This is a genomic window from Dermacoccus sp. UBA1591, from assembly GCF_002322065.1.
GTDB classification, from domain to species: domain Bacteria; phylum Actinomycetota; class Actinomycetes; order Actinomycetales; family Dermatophilaceae; genus Dermacoccus; species Dermacoccus nishinomiyaensis.
This window is the reverse complement of the sequence record NZ_DCNR01000046.1, coordinates 16,556-36,044: the sequence shown is the minus strand read 5'-3', so window position 1 is coordinate 36,044 and position 19,489 is coordinate 16,556. Positions and strand designations below refer to the sequence as shown.

Sequence of the window (19,489 nt, the reverse complement as noted above, 5' to 3'; positions counted from 1 at the left end):
GCCGCACCTTCAGTTCGTGACCGTGCGGCCGACGGTGTGCTCGACCTCGGCGATCGCGGCGCCGAGCTTCGAGGCGTCCTGGCCACCACCCTGTGCGAGGTCCGGCTTGCCGCCGCCACCACCACCGAGCACGCCGGCCGCGACCTTGACGAGGTCACCGGCCTTGACACGCCACTCGCGTGCCGGCGCGTTCGTCGCGATGACGATGACGGGGCGGCCCTTGCTCACGCCGCCGACTGCGACGACGCTCGGCGTCGCGTCGCCGAGCTTGGCGCGCAGGTCCGTCGCCATCGCCCGGGCCGCGTCGGCGTCGATCGCGTCGTCGTGATGACCGATGAAGCGCACCCCGAAGACGTCCTTCGCCTGCTCGACGAGGGAGCCGGCCGCAGCGGCCATCTGCTGCTGCTTGACGCGCGAGAGCTCGCGCTCGGCGTCCTTGATGCGCGTCAGCATCTCGGAGATCTTGTCCTTGAGCTCACCCGGCTGCGCCTTCGTCATCGACGTGAGGTCAGCGACGAGGGCGCGCTCCTTCGCGAGGTAGCGCATCGCGTCGATCCCGACGAACGCCTCGAGACGGCGCACGCCCGAACCGACGGACGACTCGCCGGTGAGCGTGAGCGCACCGATCTGCGAGCTGTGCGCGACGTGCGTGCCACCACAGAGCTCTCGCGACCAGGGGCCGCCGATCTCGATGACCCGCACCTGCTCGTCGTAGGTCTCGCCGAACAGGGCGATCGCGCCCCACTCCTTTGCCTCGGGCAGCGTCATGTACTGCGCGGCGACGGGTAGGTCACGACGCAGGGCGAGGTTGGAGACCTCCTCGATCTCGCTGCGCGTCTCGGGCGACAGGGCCGAGTTCCACGCGAAGTCGAGACGCAGGTAACCGGGCTTGTTGTACGAGCCGCTCTGCAGCGCCGACGGGCCGAGCACCTCGCGCAGCGCGGCGTGGACGACGTGCGTGCCCGAGTGCGCCTGGCAGGCGGAGATGCGCCATTCGGGGTCGACCTGCGTGTGCACGCCCTCGCCGACGCGGACGGGCCCGTCGAGCACCTCGACCGTGTGCGCGATGAGGCCCTTGACCGGGCGCTGCACATCGACGACCTTGAGGCGACCGGCGGGCGTGACGATGATGCCTTCGTCAGCGATCTGACCACCGGATTCGGCGTAGAACGACGTGCGGTCGAGCACGACCTGGCCGCTCTGACCCGGCTCGAGCTGTTCGACGGCCGAGCCGTTCGCGACGAGGCCGCGCACGCTCGCCTCGGCCTGCAGCGTCTCGTAGGCGAGGAACTCGGTGGCCCCGGCCTCGCGCAGCTGCGTCCAGACGGCGACGTCACCGTGGCCGGCCTTCTTCGCCTTGGCGTCGGCCTTGGCGCGCTGACGCTGCTCGTCCATGAGGCGACAGAAACCGGCCTCGTCGACGCTGACTCCCTGCTCGGCCGCCATCTCGAGGGTGAGGTCGATCGGGAAGCCGTACGTGTCGTGGAGGCTGAACGCCTGGTCGCCGGTGAGGACGGGCTTGTCGCCGCCCGCCTGCTGGTCCGTCGTCTGCTTCGCCTTCGCGACCGCGGTGTCGAGGATCGTCGTACCAGCGACGAGGGTGCGGCGGAATGCCTCCTCCTCGGCGTACGCGATCTGCGAGATGCGCGCGAAGTCGGTCTTGAGCTCGGGGTACGACTGCGACATCCGCTCCATCGAGATCGGGACCAGGTGCGGCAGCGCCGGGTCGGCGTAGCCGAGCAGGCGCATCGCGCGCACCGCGCGGCGCAGCATGCGGCGCAGGACGTACCCGCGCCCCTCGTTGCCCGGCGTCACGCCGTCACCGATGAGCATGAGCGAGCTGCGCACGTGGTCGGCGACGACGCGCAGGTGAACGTCGTCAGGGTGGCTGCTCGCGGCCGACTGGCCCGAGTTCGCGCCGTAGCGCTTGCCCGTCATCTCGGCGGCCATGTCGAGGACGGGGTAGACCTCGTCGATCTCGTAGAGGTTGTCGACGCCCTGCAGCACCGACGCCATGCGCTCCAGGCCCATGCCGGTGTCGATGTTGCGGCGCGGCAGTTCGCCGGCGACGTCGAAGTCAGCCTTGCTGCGCACGGCGGACAGCTCGTACTGCATGAAGACCAGGTTCCAGATCTCCATGTAGCGGTCCTCGTCGACCGCCGGGCCACCCTCGACGCCGTACTCGGCGCCGCGGTCGAAGAAGATCTCCGAGCACGGCCCACCGGGGCCGGGCACGCCCATGCTCCAGTAGTTGTCGTTCGCGTCGCGGCGCGTGATGCGCGCGGCGTCGACGCCGATGACGTCCTTCCAGATCGCGTAGGCCTCGTCGTCGCTCTCGAACACCGTCGGCCACAGACGGTCGGCGTCGAGACCGTACCCGCCCTGGCTCTGATGCGTCGTGAGCAGCTCCCACGCGAACTTGATCGCGTCTTCCTTGAAGTAGTCACCGAAGCTGAAGTTGCCGTTCATCTGGAAGAACGTGCCGTGACGGCTCGTCTTGCCGACCTCTTCGATGTCACCCGTGCGCACGCACTTCTGCACGCTGGTCGCGCGCGTGAACGTCGGCGTGGCCTGACCGAGGAAGTACGGCTTGAACGGCACCATGCCGGCGTTGACGAAGAGCAGGTTCGGGTCGTCGTAGATGAGTGGTGCGCTCGGGACGACCGTGTGGCCCTTGCCTTCGAAGAACTGCAGCCAGCGGCGCCTGATCTCGGCGGTTTCCATCAATCGCCCTCATTCGTGAGAAGTCGTACGGGTGTGCGTCGCTCATCATCCCACGAGTGCGCGCCATTTCCCCATCGTGGCGGCCTCGTGACCGGCCGGGCGGTGCGGGGCACCGCGGCGCGCGAACGAACGGACGAGGCCCGGCCCCCTGTGCGGGAACCGGGCCTCGCCCGTCATGTCAGGCGCGCATCGGCGCTGACGTCACTTCTGCCAACCGATGGTCTCCGGGAACGGGAAGTAGAACACGGACGCACCGACGTTCGCGAGCCCCTTCTTCGTCGCCATGATGACCGGGCCGTTCGTCAGCGGCAGGATGCCGTACTGGTCCATGGCCTGCTTCTCCAGCTTGTTGGCCTCGGCGATCTGCTTGTCCTTGTCGCTGATCTTCGTCAGGTCCTTGAACTTCGGGTCGAGCGACTTGTCCGCGACACCGGACTGGTTCAGGCCAGAGTCCGAGCACCACACCTGGCAGGCGTACGCCACACCGTAGGGGTCGGAGGAGCTGAAGCCCATCGGGAAGAGGTCGAAGTCCTTCTTCGTGATGACGTTCGAGAACTCCGAGGAGGCGCGCTGGTCGATCTTCATGTCGACGCCGATGCCCTTGAGCATCGCCTGCATCGCCGTGGCCTGGGCCTTGCTGACCGGGTCATCACCGAGGTTGACATAGCTGAGGGTCAGCTTCTTGCCGTCCTTGGAACGGACGCCGTCCGAACCGGCCTTCCAGCCCGCCGCGTCGAGGTCCTTCTTCGCCTGCTCGGCGTCGAACTTCGTCGAGACGTTGTTCTCGTAGCCCTTCTGGAAGCTGAAGAGCAGGAACGAGCCGGGCAGCTCCTCCTTGTAGTCGAGACCGTTGAACTCGATCTCGGCGAGCTTGCTGCGGTCGACGCCTTCCATGATGGCCTTGCGAACGGCCTTGTCCGCGAGCAGCGGGCTCTTGCCGTTGAGGGTGAGCAGGCTGTTCGAGGGGTAGGAACCGCGGCGCAGCTCGGTGTTGGGAACATCCTTCACCTGCTGCAGACGGTCCTTGGTCCTCGCGCTCGTCGCGTCGATCTGCCCGTTCTTGAACGCGTTGATGGACGCCGAGGCCTCCATCGTGATGAACGTGCGCTTGTCGAGTTTGCCCTTGTCGCCCCACCACTTCTCGTTGCGGACGAACGAGATGGTGCCGGCCTTCGAGTCGTACTTCTCGATCTTGTACGGGCCCGCGCCGAGCTCGGCGTGCGGGTTGTTCAGGTAGAACTTGTTGAACTGGTCCGCGGAGCTCACCTTCGGGTTGAGCAGGAAGTCGAACAGACCTTCCCACCACACGCCCGGCTGGTTGAACGTGATGACGGCCTCGTGGTCGTCCTTGCCCTTCGCCACGGACTCGATGGCCGAGAAGCCATCCGTCGAACTGGGCAGGAACGCCTTGTCCTTGCCGCTGTTGGCCTTCCACGTGTTCTCGAAGGACTTCCAGTCGATCGGCGAACCGTCGTTGTACTTCGCCTTCGGGTTCATCGTGTAGGTGACGACGAGCTTGTCACCCTTGACCTCGCTCTTGGCGCGCTCGATGTAGGCCTTGTTCCAGATGACCTTGCTGCCGTCAGCCGAGTACGTCTTGAGGACGGGGTTGTACCAGCGCCACACGTCCGAGGTGTAGCGGGTGCCGTCCTGCTGGAACGGGTTGAACTGCGGAGAGACCTCGGTCGTGGCGGTGGTGTACGTGCCACCATCCTTGAGGGCCGACGCCGGCTGCTCGTTGTAGCTCTTCTGCAACGAGGTGTTCGTCGTCTTCTTGCTGTCGTCGCCCTTGTCGTCCGACGAGCCCCCGGAACACCCGGTGAGCAGCAGAGCGCTGGCGAGAACGAAGGCGCCGGACGCCGTCTTCATCGACTTCATCAGTGAACTTCCTTTGTGTCGGCCCCGCCTGCGAAGTGACAGGCGTGGGCATGATCGGCGCCGGTCACAGACATGAGCTCGGGCGTCGTGTCCCGGCACAGCTGCTGCTTCGCGTCGTCGAGGGTCTTATACAACGGGCACCGCGAGACGAAGCGGCACCCGGGCTCTGAGGAGGTCGGGCTGGGCAGGTCGCCCGTGAGCAGGATCCGCTCACGGCTACGTTCGACCACCGGGTTCGGCACGGGGATGGCGGACAGGAGCGCCTTGGTGTAGGGGTGCATCGGGCGCTCGAACACGTCGTCGACGGCACCGACCTCGACGATCTTGCCGAGGTACATGACCGCGACCCGATCCGAGATGTGACGCACGACGGCGAGGTCATGGGCGACGATGAGGTAGCTGAGGCCGAGACGGGCCTTCAGCTCGGCGAGCAGGTTGATGACGCCGGCCTGGATCGACACGTCGAGCGCGGAGACCGGCTCGTCGAGCACGACCGTCTTCGGGTTCGTGGCGAGCGCACGGGCGATGCCGATGCGCTGACGCTGTCCGCCGGAGAAGGCTGCTGGGAAACGGTCGGAGTGCTGCGGGTTGAGCCCGACGAGCGCCATGAGCTCCTCGACCCGCTCGTCGATCTCGTGCTTGCTCGACCCACCGAGCGCGACGAGCGGTTCGCTGATGATGCCGTGCACAGTCATGCGCGGGTCGAGGGCACCCATCGGGTCCTGGAAGACCATCTGGATGTCGCGACGCAGATCCTTGCGCTGCGACCTCGAGGCGTTCTTGATGCTCTGCCCGGCGATCTCGATGTCGCCCGTCTCGGGCTGACCCATCCGCATGATCTCCATGAGGGTGGTCGTCTTGCCCGAGCCGGACTCCCCGACGAGACCGAGGGTCTCCCCCTCGCGCAGGTCGAGGTCGATGCCGGCGACGGCGTAGACCGAGCCGACGCGACGCTTGAGCACGGCGCCCTTCATGAGCGGAAACGTCTTCGTCACGTCGTCCAGGCGCAGGACGCTCGCGCGCTCCTCGCGGGGGATGCCGGCGGCGGGATCCTCGATGACGGGTCGGGGGAAGATGGGTTCGGAGCCGATGAAGCCCCGCCCGGAGATCTCGTCGGCGCGGATGCAGGCCGCACGATGCGTCGCGGAGCCGACGGGACGCAGGGCCGGTTCGCCGTTGCCGCACTCCGCGGTCGCGATCGGGCAGCGCGGGATGAGCGGGCACGCGTCCGGGAGGTCGACGAGCAACGGCGGCGTGCCCTTGATCGGTGCTAGCGCCTCACGCCCCGTCGCGTCGACGCGGGGCACGGCCCCGAGCAGGCCGATCGTGTACGGCATCCGCGGTGCGGCGAAGACGTCGTCCGCCGTCCCCGTCTCGATGAGGCGGCCGGCGTACATGACGCCGACACGGTCGGCCTGACCGGCGACGACGCCCAGGTCGTGCGTGATCATGAGCACGGCGGCGCCCGTCTCACGCTGGGCCTTCTTGAGCACCTCGAGCACCTGGGCCTGCACCGTCACATCGAGTGCGGTGGTCGGCTCGTCCGCGATGATGAGGTCCGGGTTGTTCGCGATGGCCAGGGCGATGACGACACGCTGACGCATACCGCCGGAGAACTCGTGCGGGAACGACTTCGCACGGGTCTTCGGGTTGGGGATGCCTACGAGGTCGAGCAGCGCGACGGCCTGCTCCCACGCCTTCGCCTTGGTGATGTCCTGATGGATGAGGATCGCTTCGACGATCTGGTCACCGACGGTGAAGATCGGCGTCAGCGCTGACAGCGGATCCTGAAACACCATGCCGATGCGCTTGCCGCGCACCTTCGACATCTCCTTGTCGGTGCGTCCCAGCAGCTCTTCACCGTCGAGGGTGATGCTGCCGTCCACCTTCGCGTAGCTCGGCAGCAGACCCATGATGGCCGTGGACGTGACGGACTTGCCGGAGCCGGACTCGCCGACGATGCCGAGCGTCTCACCGCGTGCGATGTCGAAGCTGACGCCGCGCACCGCGTCGACACGCCCCGCTTCGGAGGGGAAGGACACCGCGAGATCCTTGACCGAGATCAGCGGGCTGCTGCCCGCCTTGTCCAGCATGCCGCCACCGGAGACGGAGATCGGGGTGCTCATGCGTTGCCACCAGCCTTGGAGTTCGGGTCGAGCGCGTCACGCAGGCCGTCACCGATGAGTGCCATCGAGACGGTGAGCATGACGAGGAGCAGAGAGGGGAAGGCGAACAGCCACGGCGCGGAGTAGACGGAATTCGCACCGTCGGCGAGCATCGAACCGAGCGACACGTCGGGCTGCTTGATGCCGAACCCGAGGAAGGACAGGCCGGTCTCGCTCATGATGGTGGAAACGACGCCGAGGGTGAAGTTCACGATGAGCAGCGACCCGATGTTCGGGATGACGTGGCGAAGCACCACCTTTGTCGTCGGCACTCCCATGAACTCGGCGGCCGCGACGTATTCGCGTTCGCGCACGGATGTCGAGATCGTCCACACGATGCGGGCCGAGAACACCCAGCCGAAGAGGGTCAGCACGAAGATGAGGACGCGCCAGTCGCCCTGGAAATAGGTGGAGATGAGCGCCAGGATGAGGAAGCTCGGCACCACGAGGAGGAAGTGGATGAGACCGAGCGTCAATTTCTCCAGACGTCCACCCACGTAGGCGGCCCAGGCTCCGACGATCGCCGAGATGATCGTCGTCAGCGCCGACACGCTCACACCGATGATGATGGATCGCTGCAGACCGTGGACGGCCTGGGCGTAGGTGTCGTTGCCGGCCTGGTTGGTGCCGAAGAAGTGGCTCCCGCCCGGACCCTGCTGCAGCGTGAGGAAGTCGGGGTCGGTGTAGTTCCACTGCGTGAAGAACCCGCCGACGATCGAGAACACGATGAGACCCAGGAGGATGACGAGCCCCAGGACGCCGCCCTTGTTGCGCATGAAACGGCGCATGTAGAGCTTTCGGCGGGTGAGCGGAGCGGCGGCGCCGTCGCGCTTGGGGCCGCCCTCGGTCAGCTCAGGCGTGGGTGAACCGTCCGGTAGGCGCGTCTCGCGGACCGTCTCCGGCGAGATGGCGGCCTGTTCGACGCTTTCGGGCTCGATGGGGTTGAAGTCGTTCGTCATGGCTCAGCTCACCCGCACTCGGGGGTCGAGGGCGACGGTCGCGAGGTCCGCGAGGATCGCGCCGATGGCCGTCATGAGGGCGCCGAAGGCCGCGATGGCGACGGTGCCGTGGATGTCGTTCTGCCCGATGGTCTGGGTGAAGTACTGCCCCATGCCCTTCCAGGCGAAGATCGTCTCTGTCATGATCGCGCCGGTGAACATCGCCGGGATGGAGAACGCGAGCTGAGCGGCCGTCGGGATGAGCGACGTGCGCAGTCCGTGGCGGCGGATGGCCTCCTGGCGCGTGAGCCCCTTGGCCCGGGCGGTGCGCACGAAGTCCGCGTCCACGGTGTCGAGCAGGAGCGTGCGCTGAGTCATGTGGTAGCTGGCGTAACCCACGAGGATGAGGGTGATCGACGGCAGCACGAGGTGTGCCAGGCGGCTGACGAGCGTCGCCCAGAACCCGCTGACGTTCGGATCTTGCGCACCGGCGACGTAGAAGACGGTGTGACCGAGCTTCTGGTTGGCCCAGATGCCGAGGAACACGACGCACAGCGCCGCCACCGGCAGGGGGATGTTGAGCGTGATGATCGACGTCGCCTGGGCCACGCGGTCGCCGAAGCGGTACTGGCGAGCTGCGCTGTAGACGGCCAGCGCGATGCCGAGGACCGCACTGAGAATCGTCGCACCGAGCACGAGCTGGGCGCTGATGGCGGCCCGGTAGGCGACCTCGGAGTTGACGTCGACACCCGTCGGCGACTGACCCCAGTCCCAGTGGAAGAACACGCCCTGGAACCACGTCCACCACTTCGTGAAGACCGATTCGTCGGGGTTCAGGTTGTACTGGTCCAGGGAGCGAACGATCTGGTCGTGGCTGAGCGGGGGTCGCCGCGCCAGATAGTTCGACTCGGGCTTCAGGAAGAAGGAAGCCAGGAAGAACGTCAGGTTGGTGGCCACGAAGATCATGACCACCCACCCCAGCGCTTTTCGGAGGATGTAGCGAAGCACGCGGGCGTGTCTCCTTCACGAGACGGTGATGGACGCTGGTCGGAAGGTCTTTCCTTCAGCGGCGATTGAAGAATATGTGGTGGGCGCCGAAGATGAACGGCTGGGGGACGGCCCGTGACGACATCGTTACTCACGAAACAAGGACGACATCTGGCCGACATCAGCGCGACCCGGAACTCCTGGCCTCGAGGCCGCGACGGCGGAACATCGGCCCCGGCGACGGCGCCCGGCCGCGGAAGCTCTCGTACGCCCCCATGGGGTCTGCGCCACCGCCCACGCCGAGGATCCGTTCGGCGAACCGCCGTCCGTTCTCGCGCGTCGCTCCCCCGTTCTCGACGAACCACTCGCATGCGTCCGCATCGAGCACCTCCGACCACAGGTAGCCGTAGTACCCCGCCGAGTACCCACCGGAGAAGACGTGCTGAAAGTACGGCGCGGCATAGCGGGAGGGCACGGCGTCGATGTCCAGTCCGTACCGGCGCCGTACCGTCTCGGCCATCTGCTCGACGGACGGCACCTCGTCCTGCTCGGTGAGCAGGTGCCAGGAGAAGTCGAGCAATGCGGCGCCCACCAGCTCACTGGTGGCGAAGCCCTGGTTACAGGTCGCCGAGGCCTCGAGGCGATCACGCACCGCCTCCGGCAGCGTCTCCGCCGTCTCGACGTGCTGCGCGTAGCGCTCGACGACGCTCGGCCACAGCATCCACATCTCGTTGACCTGGCTGGGGAACTCGACGAAGTCCCGTTCGACGTTGGGCCCCGAGACCGACGGGTGACGCACCTGCGACAGCAGCCCGTGCAGGGCATGGCCGAACTCGTGGAAGAACGTCTCCACCTCGTCGAACGTCATGAGGGTGGGCTCCCCCTGCGACGGCCGTGTCACGTTGAGGTTGTTGCAGACGACCGGGGCCTGGCCGAGGAGGTCGTTCTGCTCGACGAGCGGATGCATCCACGCGCCGCCGCGCTTGCTCGGGCGGGCGTACGGATCGAGCAGGTACAGGCCGACGGCGCCCTCGTCCTCGTCGTGCACCTCGAACACGCGCGTGTCGGCGTTCCAGCCCCGCAGATCGGCTCGCGGGGTGAACGTGAGGCCGTACAGCTGCTCGGCCGCGGCGAACACGCCCCGCTCGAGAACACGTTCGAGCTCGAAGTAGGGACGCAGGGCCTCCAGGTCGACGTCGTGATCTCGCGCTCTGACCTGCTCGGCGTAGTACGCGTGATCCCACGACTCGATCGTGTCCACCCCGTCCTCGCGCGCCGTGGCGGCTAGCACCTCGATCTCGGCGCGGGCGTTCTCGCCGGCGGCACGCGCGATGGGAGCGAGCATGTCGAGCACCGCCTCAGGCGTCCTGGCCGTGCTGTCCGCCGTCGCCCACGCGGCGTGGCTGTCGAAGCCAAGCAGCGCGGCTCGACGGGCACGCAGGCGGGCGATGTCCCGAACCAGCTCCCGCGTGTCGTTCTCGTCGCCGCGACTGCACCGCGCCGTCGACGCCGTCATGATGCGTCGACGCAGGTCACGATCACGCAGACGCGCGAGGTAGGGATGTCCCGTCGGATACGTGAGAGGGATGACGTAGCCGCCGCCGTCCTGCTCGGGCCGTGCCAGGGCGTCGATCTCGGCGTCGTCCAGGCCTGCGAGGCTCGAACGCTCCTCGACGACGACGGCCAGGGCCGCGGTGTCGGCCAGCAGGCGGCGGTCGAACTCGGCGCCGAGTGTCGCGAGCTCGCCGTTGATCGCCTTGACCTGCTCGGCAGCCTCCGGGGTGAGCGCCGCGCCGGCAAGCGTCATCGCCTTGATCCGGCGCTCGACGACGTGGCTCTGCTCGGGGCTCATCGTGGCGTCGCCGGCTCGAACCTCGCGCAGCTTCTCGAGCAGGGCAGCATCGACGTCGACCAGGTCCGCCAGGGCGGCGACGCGCGGCGCGAGCTCGTCCTCGAGGGCCTGCAACGGCGGTGTCGTGTCAGAACCGGTCAGGGTGTAAAGCGGCGCCAACACGCGTTCGGTGGCCGCGTGATCGCGTTCCAACGGCTCGACGACGTCGACGAACGTCGCCGGTGTCTGCGGCTGCGTGATGTCCGCGAGGGTGCGCCGCACCTGCTGCTCGAGATGCTCGAAGGCCGGGACGAAGTGATCGGCGCGGATGCGTTCGAACGGCGGCAACTCGAACGGCAGGTCGCTGCGCGTCAGCAACGGATTGGTGGAAGCGTCGTCCGTGACGGGGCCGGTCGTGATCTGGTTCATGGGGTGACCCTAGCCGCGCAGCACTCAGAATCGGCGCGGCGTCCCCGGGGTCTTTCCGCTCATTGCCGTCTTGATGGTGTAACCGACGGAGGCGACCTTCAGCATGGGACGCCCGACCGTCGCCACGGTCAGCGACGTCAGGGCGTTGAGATTATTCGTCATCGTCGCGAGGTTGGCTGTGATTGCGTCGAGGCGCTCGACCTGGGTGTTCGCGGCTGCGACGGTCGAGGTCATCTCCGTGATGAGCGGCAACGTCTCGTCGCTCACCTTGCGCACCGCGGCGCTCGCCTCGTCGAGCACGGCGCCAGCCTTGCCGATGACACTGCCGAGGCGCCACACGAGCACGGCGAACGCGACGGCCGCGATGAACCCGGCGATCTGTCCGAGCGTCAGGTCCACGTCATCTCCTTCTTCGAGCGCGCATGTCGCGCTGCCACCAGATTACGGGGTGCACATGGCCGTCAGGCCCGCCCCGATGTGGAGCGGGCCAGACGGCTTCGAGCGGGTGACGTCACACGACGTCGGCGCGCACCTCCGGGAAGTGGCACGCGACGCGGTGGCCGGGCGCGACCTCGACGGGCTCGGGCACGACCTGAGCGCACAGATCCTGTGCCTTCGGGCAGCGCGTGCGGAACACGCAACCCGACGGCGGGTTCTGCGGGCTCGGCAGGTCGCCCTTGAGCAGGATGCGCTCGCGCTTGCCCTTGAGCGTCGGGTCCGGGATCGGCACGGCCGACAGCAGCGCGTGCGTGTACGGGTGCTGCGGGCGCTCGTACAGCGTGTCGCGGTCGGCGTCCTCCATGACCTTGCCGAGGTACATGACGACGACACGGTCGGAGATGTGACGCACGACGGACAGGTCGTGCGCGACGAACACGTACGCCATCTTGTCGCTGTCCTGGATCTCCTCGAGCAGGTTGACGACCTGCGCCTGGATCGACACGTCGAGCGCCGAGACCGGCTCGTCGCAGACGATGACCTGCGGCTTGAGGGCGATCGCACGCGCGACACCGATGCGCTGACGCTGACCACCGGAGAACTCGTGCGGGTAGCGGTTGTAGTGCTCGGGGTTGAGCCCCACCCGCGACATGAGCTCCTGCACCGCGTTCTTCACGCCGCCCTCGGGCTTGACGCCCTGGATCTCGAACGGCGCCGAGATGATCTTGCCGACGGTGTGACGCGGGTTGAGCGAGCCGTGCGGGTCCTGGAACACCATCTGCAGTTCACGACGAATGCGCCGCAGGTCGCCGCCCTTGAAGTCGGTGATGTCCTCACCGGCGAACTCGATCCGGCCTCCCGTGGGCTCGAGGAGCTTGAGCATCGTGCGACCGGCGGTCGACTTGCCACAGCCCGACTCGCCGACGAGGCCGACCGTCTCACCGCGGTGGACGACGAGGTCGATGCCGTCGACGGCCTTGACGGGGTTGTCGGGGCGCCGGATGAGGCCCGCCTTCTTCTGCGGGAAGTGCTTCTGCAGCCCGGTGACGCGCAGCACCTCTTCTCCGACGGCGACCTGGGTCGCGCTCGCGAGAGCGTCGTCGGGTCCCGGCGTCACGCTCGTCGCGTGCGTGTCTGCGTTGGTCATGCTCAGTCTCCAACCTTGGTCGCGCCGTGGGCGTCCGCAGCACCGGCAGTCGCGGCGTGGGCCGCGCCGGTCGTGGAAGCCGCGTCGTCGCCGTCGATCGTGCGGGTCTGCGCGGGCTTCATGTGCTCGGCCTTCTGCTCTGCGGTCAGGAAGCAGCGGGCTTCCTGGTCGCCGAAGTGGCGCAGATCGGGCATCTCGGTGTCGCAGCGATCGCCCGGCACGAGGTACTTGAACGCGCAACGCGGCGCGAACGAGCAACCCCTCGGCAGGTTGATGAGCGACGGCGGGTTACCGGGGATGGGGTCGAGCTGCTCGCGACGTGCCTCGTCGAGACGGGGCATCGAGTTGAGCAGACCCACGGTGTACGGGTGTTGCGGCGTCGCGAACGTGTCGTAGACGTCACCCTTCTCGACCGGACGCCCGGCGTACATGACGAGCAGGTCGTCCGCGACGTCGGCGACCACGCCGAGGTCGTGGGTGATGATGATGATCGCGGACTTGAACTCCTGCTGCAGGTCGAGCATGAGGTCGAGGATCTGCGCCTGCACCGTCACGTCGAGTGCCGTGGTCGGCTCGTCGGCGATCAGCAGCTTCGGGTCATTGACGAGCGCCATCGCCGTCATCGCCCGCTGACGCATACCGCCCGAGAACTCGTGGGGGTACTGATCGACTCGCTTCTGCGGCGACGGGATGCCGACGCGGGCGAGCATGTCGATCGTGTGCTCACGCGCCTCCTTCTTCGACGCCTTGGGGTGGTGCACCTTGTAGGCCTCGATGATCTGCGCGCCCACCGTGTAGTACGGGTGAAGCGCCGACAGCGGGTCCTGGAAGATCATTGCCATCTTGCGCCCGCGCAACTCGCGCATGCGGTCTTCCTTGATGGTGAGCAGGTCGTCACCGTCGAAGTCGATCGCACCGGAGATCTGAGCGTTCGTCCCACGGTTGAGGCCCATGATCGTCGTCGACGTCACCGACTTGCCGGAACCCGACTCACCGACGATGCCGAGCGTCTGACCCTCGTACAGGTCGAAGCTCACGCCGTCGACCGACTTGACGATGCCGTCATCGGTCGGCCAGTGCACCTTGAGGTCGCGCACCGACAGCAGCGGTGTGCCACTCTTGTCGACCTGCTTCTTGCCGGGCTTGGCGCCCGAGTCCGTGAACGTCTCGCGGCCCACGCCATGGCCCGCGCCGTGCCCGGGGACCTTTGCGGCCGCGGTGGCGACGACGTCGCTGGCCTTGTCAACGAGAGCTTCGGCCTTCTCGCCGACGACGGAGTCGTCGACCTTCTTCTTGAGCTTGTCGAACATGGTCTCTCTCCTCAGGCCAGCTTCACGCGTGGGTCGACCACGGCGTAGAGGCAGTCGACGATGATGTTGGCCACGATGACGAGCGCCGACAGGACGACGACGATACCGACGGTGGTCGGCAGGTCGGGCGACGCCGAGGCCGAGGTCACCGCGAGCTTGCCGAGTCCGTCGTAGTTGAAGACCGTCTCGGTGATGGGCGCGCCGCCGACGAGCAGGGCGAAATCGATGCCGGCCATCGTCATGATCGGGGTGATCGCCGCGCGCATCGTGTGCTTCCACAGCGTCTTGCCCTTGGACAGGCCCTTGGCCTTCGCGGTGCGTAGGTAGTCCTCACTCATCGTCTCGAGGACGTAGGCGCGCGTCATGCGGACATAACCCGCGGCGGTGAAGAGCGCGAGCGTGAGCGCCGGCAGGATCAGGCCTTGGAGCCACCCGCCGACACCACCATCGGCGATGCTCTGGTATTCGGGCACCGGCACGATGCCCCACTTCAACGCGACGAACTGGTAGAGCAACAGACCGATGGCGAAGGTGGGCAGCGAGTAGAACAGCAGCGCCGATCCCACGAGAATCTTGTCGACGATGCCACCTCTCGTCAGCGCCGCCAGGATGCCGAAACCGACACCCATGACGAGGGTCAGCGCGAACGACACGACCGCGATGGACAGGGAAATGGGGAAAGCTTGCTTGATCTCGTCGGTCACGCTCATGGACGCGAGGGGCGAGTAGCCCAGGCACGGGGCGTCACACTTGGCGATCGTCTCGGGTGCCTTGCGCTTGAGTTCCTCGTCAGCGGGGAACTCACGGCCGGTCACGGTTCCCTTGACGAAGTCCGTCCACTGGTTGATGACGGGCTTGTCGTACCCGAGTGCCTTGCGGTTCTGCTCGATGAGCTGGGGCGAGCAGTTCTTGCCGCAGGTTTGCTTCGCTGGGTCCTTGCCGGCAGCGAAGAAGAGCACGAACGTCACGAGCGTGACCATGAGCAGCATGATCAGACCCGAGAACAGTCGGCGGATGACGTAAGCAACCATGAGCTTCCGCCCTTTCGGGCAGTCCTCTCCAACGGGGAACGGGTGGGTTCGTTGAGTGGCCGGCGACCGGCCGGGCCGGCGGGCGTCTGTGGACGCCCGCCGGCCAGGTGGTGATAGGAGTCAGACCGTCACTTCTTGACGCCGACCGAACCGAGGTCCGGGTACATCGAGGTAGCCGGGTTGTCGATGTAGTTCGTCACGTTGGATCCCCGCAGGAGGTAGAACTTCTGGCTCTCCAGCGGGATGTAGGCGACGTCCTCGCCGAGCTTCTTGTCGATCTTCTTGTAGATCTCGCCTGCGGCGTCGACGGAGGTGGCCTTGGCCGCCTCGTCGATCATCTTGTTGACCTCGTCCGACTTGTAGTTGCCGTAGTCCTGACCGTTCGACTTCGCCGTCAGGTTGATGCGGCTGTCGAACAGTGCGGGGATGACCGTGCTGGCCGACGGCCAGTCGGCGCCCCAGCCACCCCAGAAGATGTCGCCGTCGGCGTTCGGGTTCTGGATGACGTCGTAGTACGTGTCGGTCAGCTCGTTCAGGGTGACCTTGAAGCCGGCCTTCTCCCACGTGTCCTTGAGCGCAGCAGCCTGCTTCTGCGACGTCGGCGTGCCACCGGAGTAGGTGAACTTGATCGACGGGTTCGGCTGGCCGGCTTCCTTGAGGAGCTTCTTGGCCTCTTCGATGTTGCCGCCCGTGCCGTACTTGAAGGCCGGGTTCTTGGCGTAGGCCGTGGTCAGAGCCGGGTTGATGATCGAGTATGCGTTCGTGTACGCCTTGTCGCCACCGCCGGCCTTGATCCAAGCGTCCTGGCTCGTCGCGGCCAGGAGTGCCTGACGCACCTTCGGGTTCGTCATCTTCTTGAAGTTCGGGACGAGGTAGTCGACGTACGGCGACTGCGGGTTCGTCGAGCGGTCCGCGATCTTGCCCGTGACCTGGCCGTACATCGACGGCGGCACCGCGCGGTCCGTGACGGCGTTCTTGTCGTTGCCCGAGTCAGCGATGAGGCGCTGGTTGATGACCTCGTTCGTCAGGCCCTCCTGGAAGACGATCTTGTCCGGAAGAGCCTTGCGCACGCCGTCGGTCTTGGCGTCGTAGTTCTCATTGCGGACGAACGTGCCGCCCTTGCCCTTCTGCCACGTGCCCTGCAGCTTGTAGGGGCCGTTCGAGAAGACGGCGTAGTTGCTCTTGTCTCCCTTGTCCTGATCCTTGCGGTAAGGGTCGAAGGCGCGCAGCGAGGCCGCAGCGAGGTTGAAGTCCGGCCACGCCTTGTTGAACTTGTACGTGATCGTCTTGCCATCGCAGGCGACGGCCTTGTCGAAGTCGGCCTGGCCGGCCTTCTTGTAGGGGCCGTTGTAGACGGGCAGGCCATCCTTCTGCGGCACGTCGAGGAAGCCGAGCGCGTAGTTCGGGCCACCCGTGATGACGTCGGTCGCGAAGCTGCGGCTCAGGCCGTACTTGAGGTCCTCACACGTGATGTCCTTGCCGTCCTGCCACTTCACGCCGTCCTTGAGCGTGAAGCTCCACTTCTTGCCGCCGTCGCTCATCTTGCCCGTGTCGGTCGCGAGGTCAGCCACCGGCTTGTCGGCCTTGGCGGCGTCCTCGGTGACCGGCATCTGCACGAGCGAGCGGTACGTGAGGCGGCCCATGTCGGCGAGGTCGCGGCCGATGTACATGCGCTGCGGGTCGAGGTGCTCAGCAGGACGCTTCGACAGGTAGTAGAGCGTGCCGCCCTTGCCGCCACCTTCACTCGAGCTGCCCTTGTCGTCGCTCGAGCCGCCACCGCACGCGGCGAGGCTCATCGAGCCGGCGATCGCCACGGCGAGGATGGAATACGACTTCTTGTTCATCGTCATCTCCTTGATGAAGAAGGATCCGCCGAGGCGATCCAACTGACCTGACCGGACGTGGTCAGGAAAATGAGGGGTGAGCCGGCTGGCTCAGTGGCGGTCGGCCCTGGGGTCGAGCGCGTCGCGCAGACCGTCTCCGACGAGGTTGAAGCTCAGCACCAGGGCCGCGATCGTGAACACCGGCGCGAAGAAGTACAGCGGGTCCTGGTTGAGGTAGTTCACCGAGTCGGTGATGATGTTGCCCAGCGTCGGGGTCGGCGCCTTGATACCCACGGTGAGGTAGCTCAGAGCTGCCTCGGCCGAAACGAAGGCCGGGAACAGCAGCGTCGCGTAGACGAGGATCGGGGCCCAGAGGTTCGGTAGCAGTTCGGTGAAGTACACCCGCTTGTTGGTGGCTCCGAGGCTGCGAGCCGCCTCTACGAACTCGCGGTTGCGCAGGGTCATGACCTGGCCGCGGATGATGCGGGCGAAGGTCGGCCAACCGAAGAGACCCAGCACGAGGATGACGTAGATTCCAGCCGCCACGTTGTCGTCCGAGACACCCATGCTCTTGATGCGTGCGATGAAGGTTCCGGACAACGCGAGCAGCATGAGGGTCTGCGGGAAACACAGCACGAGGTCGATGAGGCGGGTGCCGAGGAAGTCGACCTTTCCTCCGGCGAATCCGGATGCCAGTCCCACGACGAGCCCGATGATGACGGCGACGAGCGTCGCGCACAGGCCGACAACCACGGAGAACGTGATGCCGTACAGCAGGCGCGACAGCGTGTCGGTACCGCTGCCCGGGACCACGCCGAGCCAGTGCTCCGCGCTCATGCCGCCCCAGGAACCCTTGGGACTCGAATCAGCGTTGATGAGGTCCTGATGGTTGGTCAGCGGGTCGAGAATCTTCAGCTTGACGAGGATGGGAGCGATGATCGCCACGAGGACGAACAGCGCCGCGATGGTCATCGCAGCAAGGGTGGCCTTGTCGCGCTTGAGTCGAGACACGGCGATCTGACGAAGCGAACGACCTTCGATCGCCTTGGGCTCCTCGGGCGTCTGGGGTTCGGCCCCATCGGGACCCATCCCTTCGAGCGCGGGATCGCCGGTGACCATTGCCAAGGCTTCGTCCTTCCGTCTCGGGGCGCTCGGTGCGCGCTCCGCCTGTCACACGCGGCCCGGCGGTTGGCCGAGCTCGTCATGCACCCCAGATCATGCCCCATCGAAATTGTGATTCCAGCCTCAAAGTACGAGGGTCACCAGATCGTTACCTTTGACCCGCGAATGGCCGCAGGTGTAACACCGCGTTAACGAAACACGCGATTCTGCAACATCAAGCAGTGAGCTGCATCACGTTGCACTCTGACCCCCGCGGATGACGGCGCGCAGGCGTCGCCATCGCTCCCCCAGCCGCTCCTCCCACCCCCGCGACGTCGGGTGGTAGTAGTCCGCGTCGGGCAGCAGGTCGTCGGGCAGGAACTGCTGCGGGCCGACGCCGTCCGGTTCATCGTGCGTGTATGTGTATCCGGCCCCGTGCCCCAACTGCGTTGCCCCGGCGTACCCCGAGCCGCGCAGATGCGGCGGCACGGCGCCGCCGCGGCCCGCCCGGACGTCGGCGATGGCGGCGTTGATCGCCGCGTACGCCGCATTCGACTTCGGCGCGATCGCGTTGTGCACGACCGCCTGCGCGAGGATGATCCGCGCCTCCGGCATGCCGATCTGCGCGACGGCGTGCATCGCCGCCACCGCCGTCTGCAGCGCCGTCGGATCCGCCATCCCCACGTCCTCGCTTGCGGCGATGACGATGCGCCGCGCGATGAATCGCGGATCCTCGCCCGCCTCGAGCATGCGTGCCAGATAGTGCAGGGCGGCGTCGACGTCGGAGCCGCGCATCGACTTGATGAGGGCGGAAGCGACGTCGTAGTGCTGGTCACCGGCGCGGTCGTAGCGCACCGCGGCTGCCGCCATCGCCTGCTCGACGTGGGCGAGCGTGATGGTCTTATCCCCCGCGTCCGTCGCCACCCCGGCGCCGGCCTCGAGAGCCGTGAGCGCCCTCCGGGCGTCACCGCCGGCCATGCGGACGAGGTGATCGCGCGCGTCGTCGTCGAGGGTGAATCGCTCGTCGAGACCGCGCTCGTCGACGAGTGCCGCGCCGATGACGTCCGCGATCTGCGCGTCGTCGAGCGAGGTGAGCGTGACGAGCACCGAACGCGACAGCAGCGGGGCGATGACGCTGAACGACGGGTTCTCCGTCGTCGCGGCGACGAGGATGACGGTGCGGTTCTCGACGCCGGGCAGCAGCGCGTCCTGCTGGGCCTTGCTGAAGCGGTGGATCTCGTCGAGGAACAGGACCGTCGAACGGCCGTACATCGCGAGGTGGCGGCCCGCCTCCTCCATCGCCTGACGCACGTCCTTGACGCCCGCCGTGATCGCCGACAACTCGACGAACCGGCGTTCCGCGCTGTTCGCCGCGAGGTGCGCGAGCGTCGTCTTGCCCGTTCCGGGCGGCCCCCACAGGATCGCGCTCATCGGCCCCGCCGCACCCGCCTGGCCCTCGATGAGACGCCGCAGCGGCGATCCGGGCTTGAGCACCTCGCCCTGCCCACGCACCTCCTCGAGGGTGCGCGGGCGCATGCGCACCGCGAGCGGCGCCATCACCGACGCCCCAGCGCTGCCCGAGGTTCGTTCACCGTCGAGGCGGCTCGAGAACAGGTCATCACTCATGGCTGCAGTCAACCAGCCACCACCGACAAGGCACGACTAGAGTGAGCCGCGCCACCGCGCC

At 66.9% G+C, this 19,489-nt stretch carries 13 protein-coding genes; all 13 read right to left on the bottom strand.

Annotated elements, in window-relative coordinates:
- Positions 1 to 9: 9 nt before the first annotated feature.
- The 13 genes from alaS to B2284_RS04945 all read right to left on the bottom strand — a co-directional run bounded on the left by alaS (position 10) and on the right by B2284_RS04945 (position 19,428).
- Positions 10 to 2,724, bottom strand: a complete 2,715-nt coding sequence (alaS, locus tag B2284_RS05005; RefSeq protein WP_074045233.1) for an alanine--tRNA ligase — start codon at positions 2,722 to 2,724, stop codon at positions 10 to 12.
- Positions 2,725 to 2,925: 201 nt separating this feature from the next.
- Positions 2,926 to 4,602 (bottom strand): ABC transporter family substrate-binding protein, encoded by a 1,677-nt coding sequence (locus B2284_RS05000; protein ID WP_074045232.1) that lies wholly within the window; start codon positions 4,600 to 4,602, stop codon positions 2,926 to 2,928.
- Complete coding sequence (locus B2284_RS04995) at positions 4,602 to 6,728, bottom strand: dipeptide ABC transporter ATP-binding protein (protein ID WP_170957200.1); 2,127 nt, start codon at positions 6,726 to 6,728, stop codon at positions 4,602 to 4,604. The genes B2284_RS05000 and B2284_RS04995 overlap by 1 nt, the downstream gene beginning before the upstream one ends.
- Positions 6,725 to 7,726, bottom strand: coding sequence for an ABC transporter permease (locus B2284_RS04990; protein WP_082740809.1), 1,002 nt, complete (start codon positions 7,724 to 7,726; stop codon positions 6,725 to 6,727). Before B2284_RS04990 ends, B2284_RS04995 begins: the two co-directional genes overlap by 4 nt.
- A gap of 3 nt (positions 7,727 to 7,729) precedes the next feature.
- Entirely contained in the window at positions 7,730 to 8,713 is a 984-nt protein-coding gene (locus tag B2284_RS04985; RefSeq protein ID WP_074039476.1) for an ABC transporter permease, read from the bottom strand.
- A 160-nt stretch (positions 8,714 to 8,873) separates the two neighbouring features.
- A complete protein-coding gene (locus B2284_RS04980) occupies positions 8,874 to 10,952 on the bottom strand; it encodes a M3 family metallopeptidase (RefSeq protein WP_136788435.1) in 2,079 nt (692 codons plus the stop codon).
- 24 nt (positions 10,953 to 10,976) lie between these two features.
- On the bottom strand, positions 10,977 to 11,351 hold the full coding sequence (locus B2284_RS04975; RefSeq protein ID WP_006943870.1) for a DUF948 domain-containing protein: 375 nt from the start codon (positions 11,349 to 11,351) through the stop codon (positions 10,977 to 10,979).
- Between the two features lie 112 nt (positions 11,352 to 11,463).
- A complete protein-coding gene (locus B2284_RS04970) occupies positions 11,464 to 12,537 on the bottom strand; it encodes an ABC transporter ATP-binding protein (protein ID WP_082740807.1) in 1,074 nt (357 codons plus the stop codon).
- A gap of 2 nt (positions 12,538 to 12,539) precedes the next feature.
- Positions 12,540 to 13,847, bottom strand: coding sequence for an ABC transporter ATP-binding protein (locus B2284_RS04965; RefSeq protein WP_136788436.1), 1,308 nt, complete (start codon positions 13,845 to 13,847; stop codon positions 12,540 to 12,542).
- A gap of 11 nt (positions 13,848 to 13,858) precedes the next feature.
- Entirely contained in the window at positions 13,859 to 14,878 is a 1,020-nt protein-coding gene (locus tag B2284_RS04960) for an ABC transporter permease (RefSeq protein ID WP_074045229.1), read from the bottom strand.
- Between the two features lie 128 nt (positions 14,879 to 15,006).
- Positions 15,007 to 16,722 carry an ABC transporter substrate-binding protein gene (locus B2284_RS04955; protein ID WP_240742497.1) on the bottom strand — a complete coding sequence of 572 codons (1,716 nt, stop codon included), beginning with the start codon at positions 16,720 to 16,722 and terminating at the stop codon, positions 15,007 to 15,009.
- Positions 16,723 to 16,812: 90 nt separating this feature from the next.
- Positions 16,813 to 17,820, bottom strand: coding sequence for an ABC transporter permease (locus B2284_RS04950; RefSeq protein WP_136788446.1), 1,008 nt, complete (start codon positions 17,818 to 17,820; stop codon positions 16,813 to 16,815).
- 234 nt (positions 17,821 to 18,054) lie between these two features.
- Positions 18,055 to 19,428: a replication-associated recombination protein A gene (locus B2284_RS04945; protein ID WP_074045228.1), complete on the bottom strand. Its 1,374-nt coding sequence runs from the start codon at positions 19,426 to 19,428 to the stop codon at positions 18,055 to 18,057.
- Positions 19,429 to 19,489: the final 61 nt, after the last annotated feature.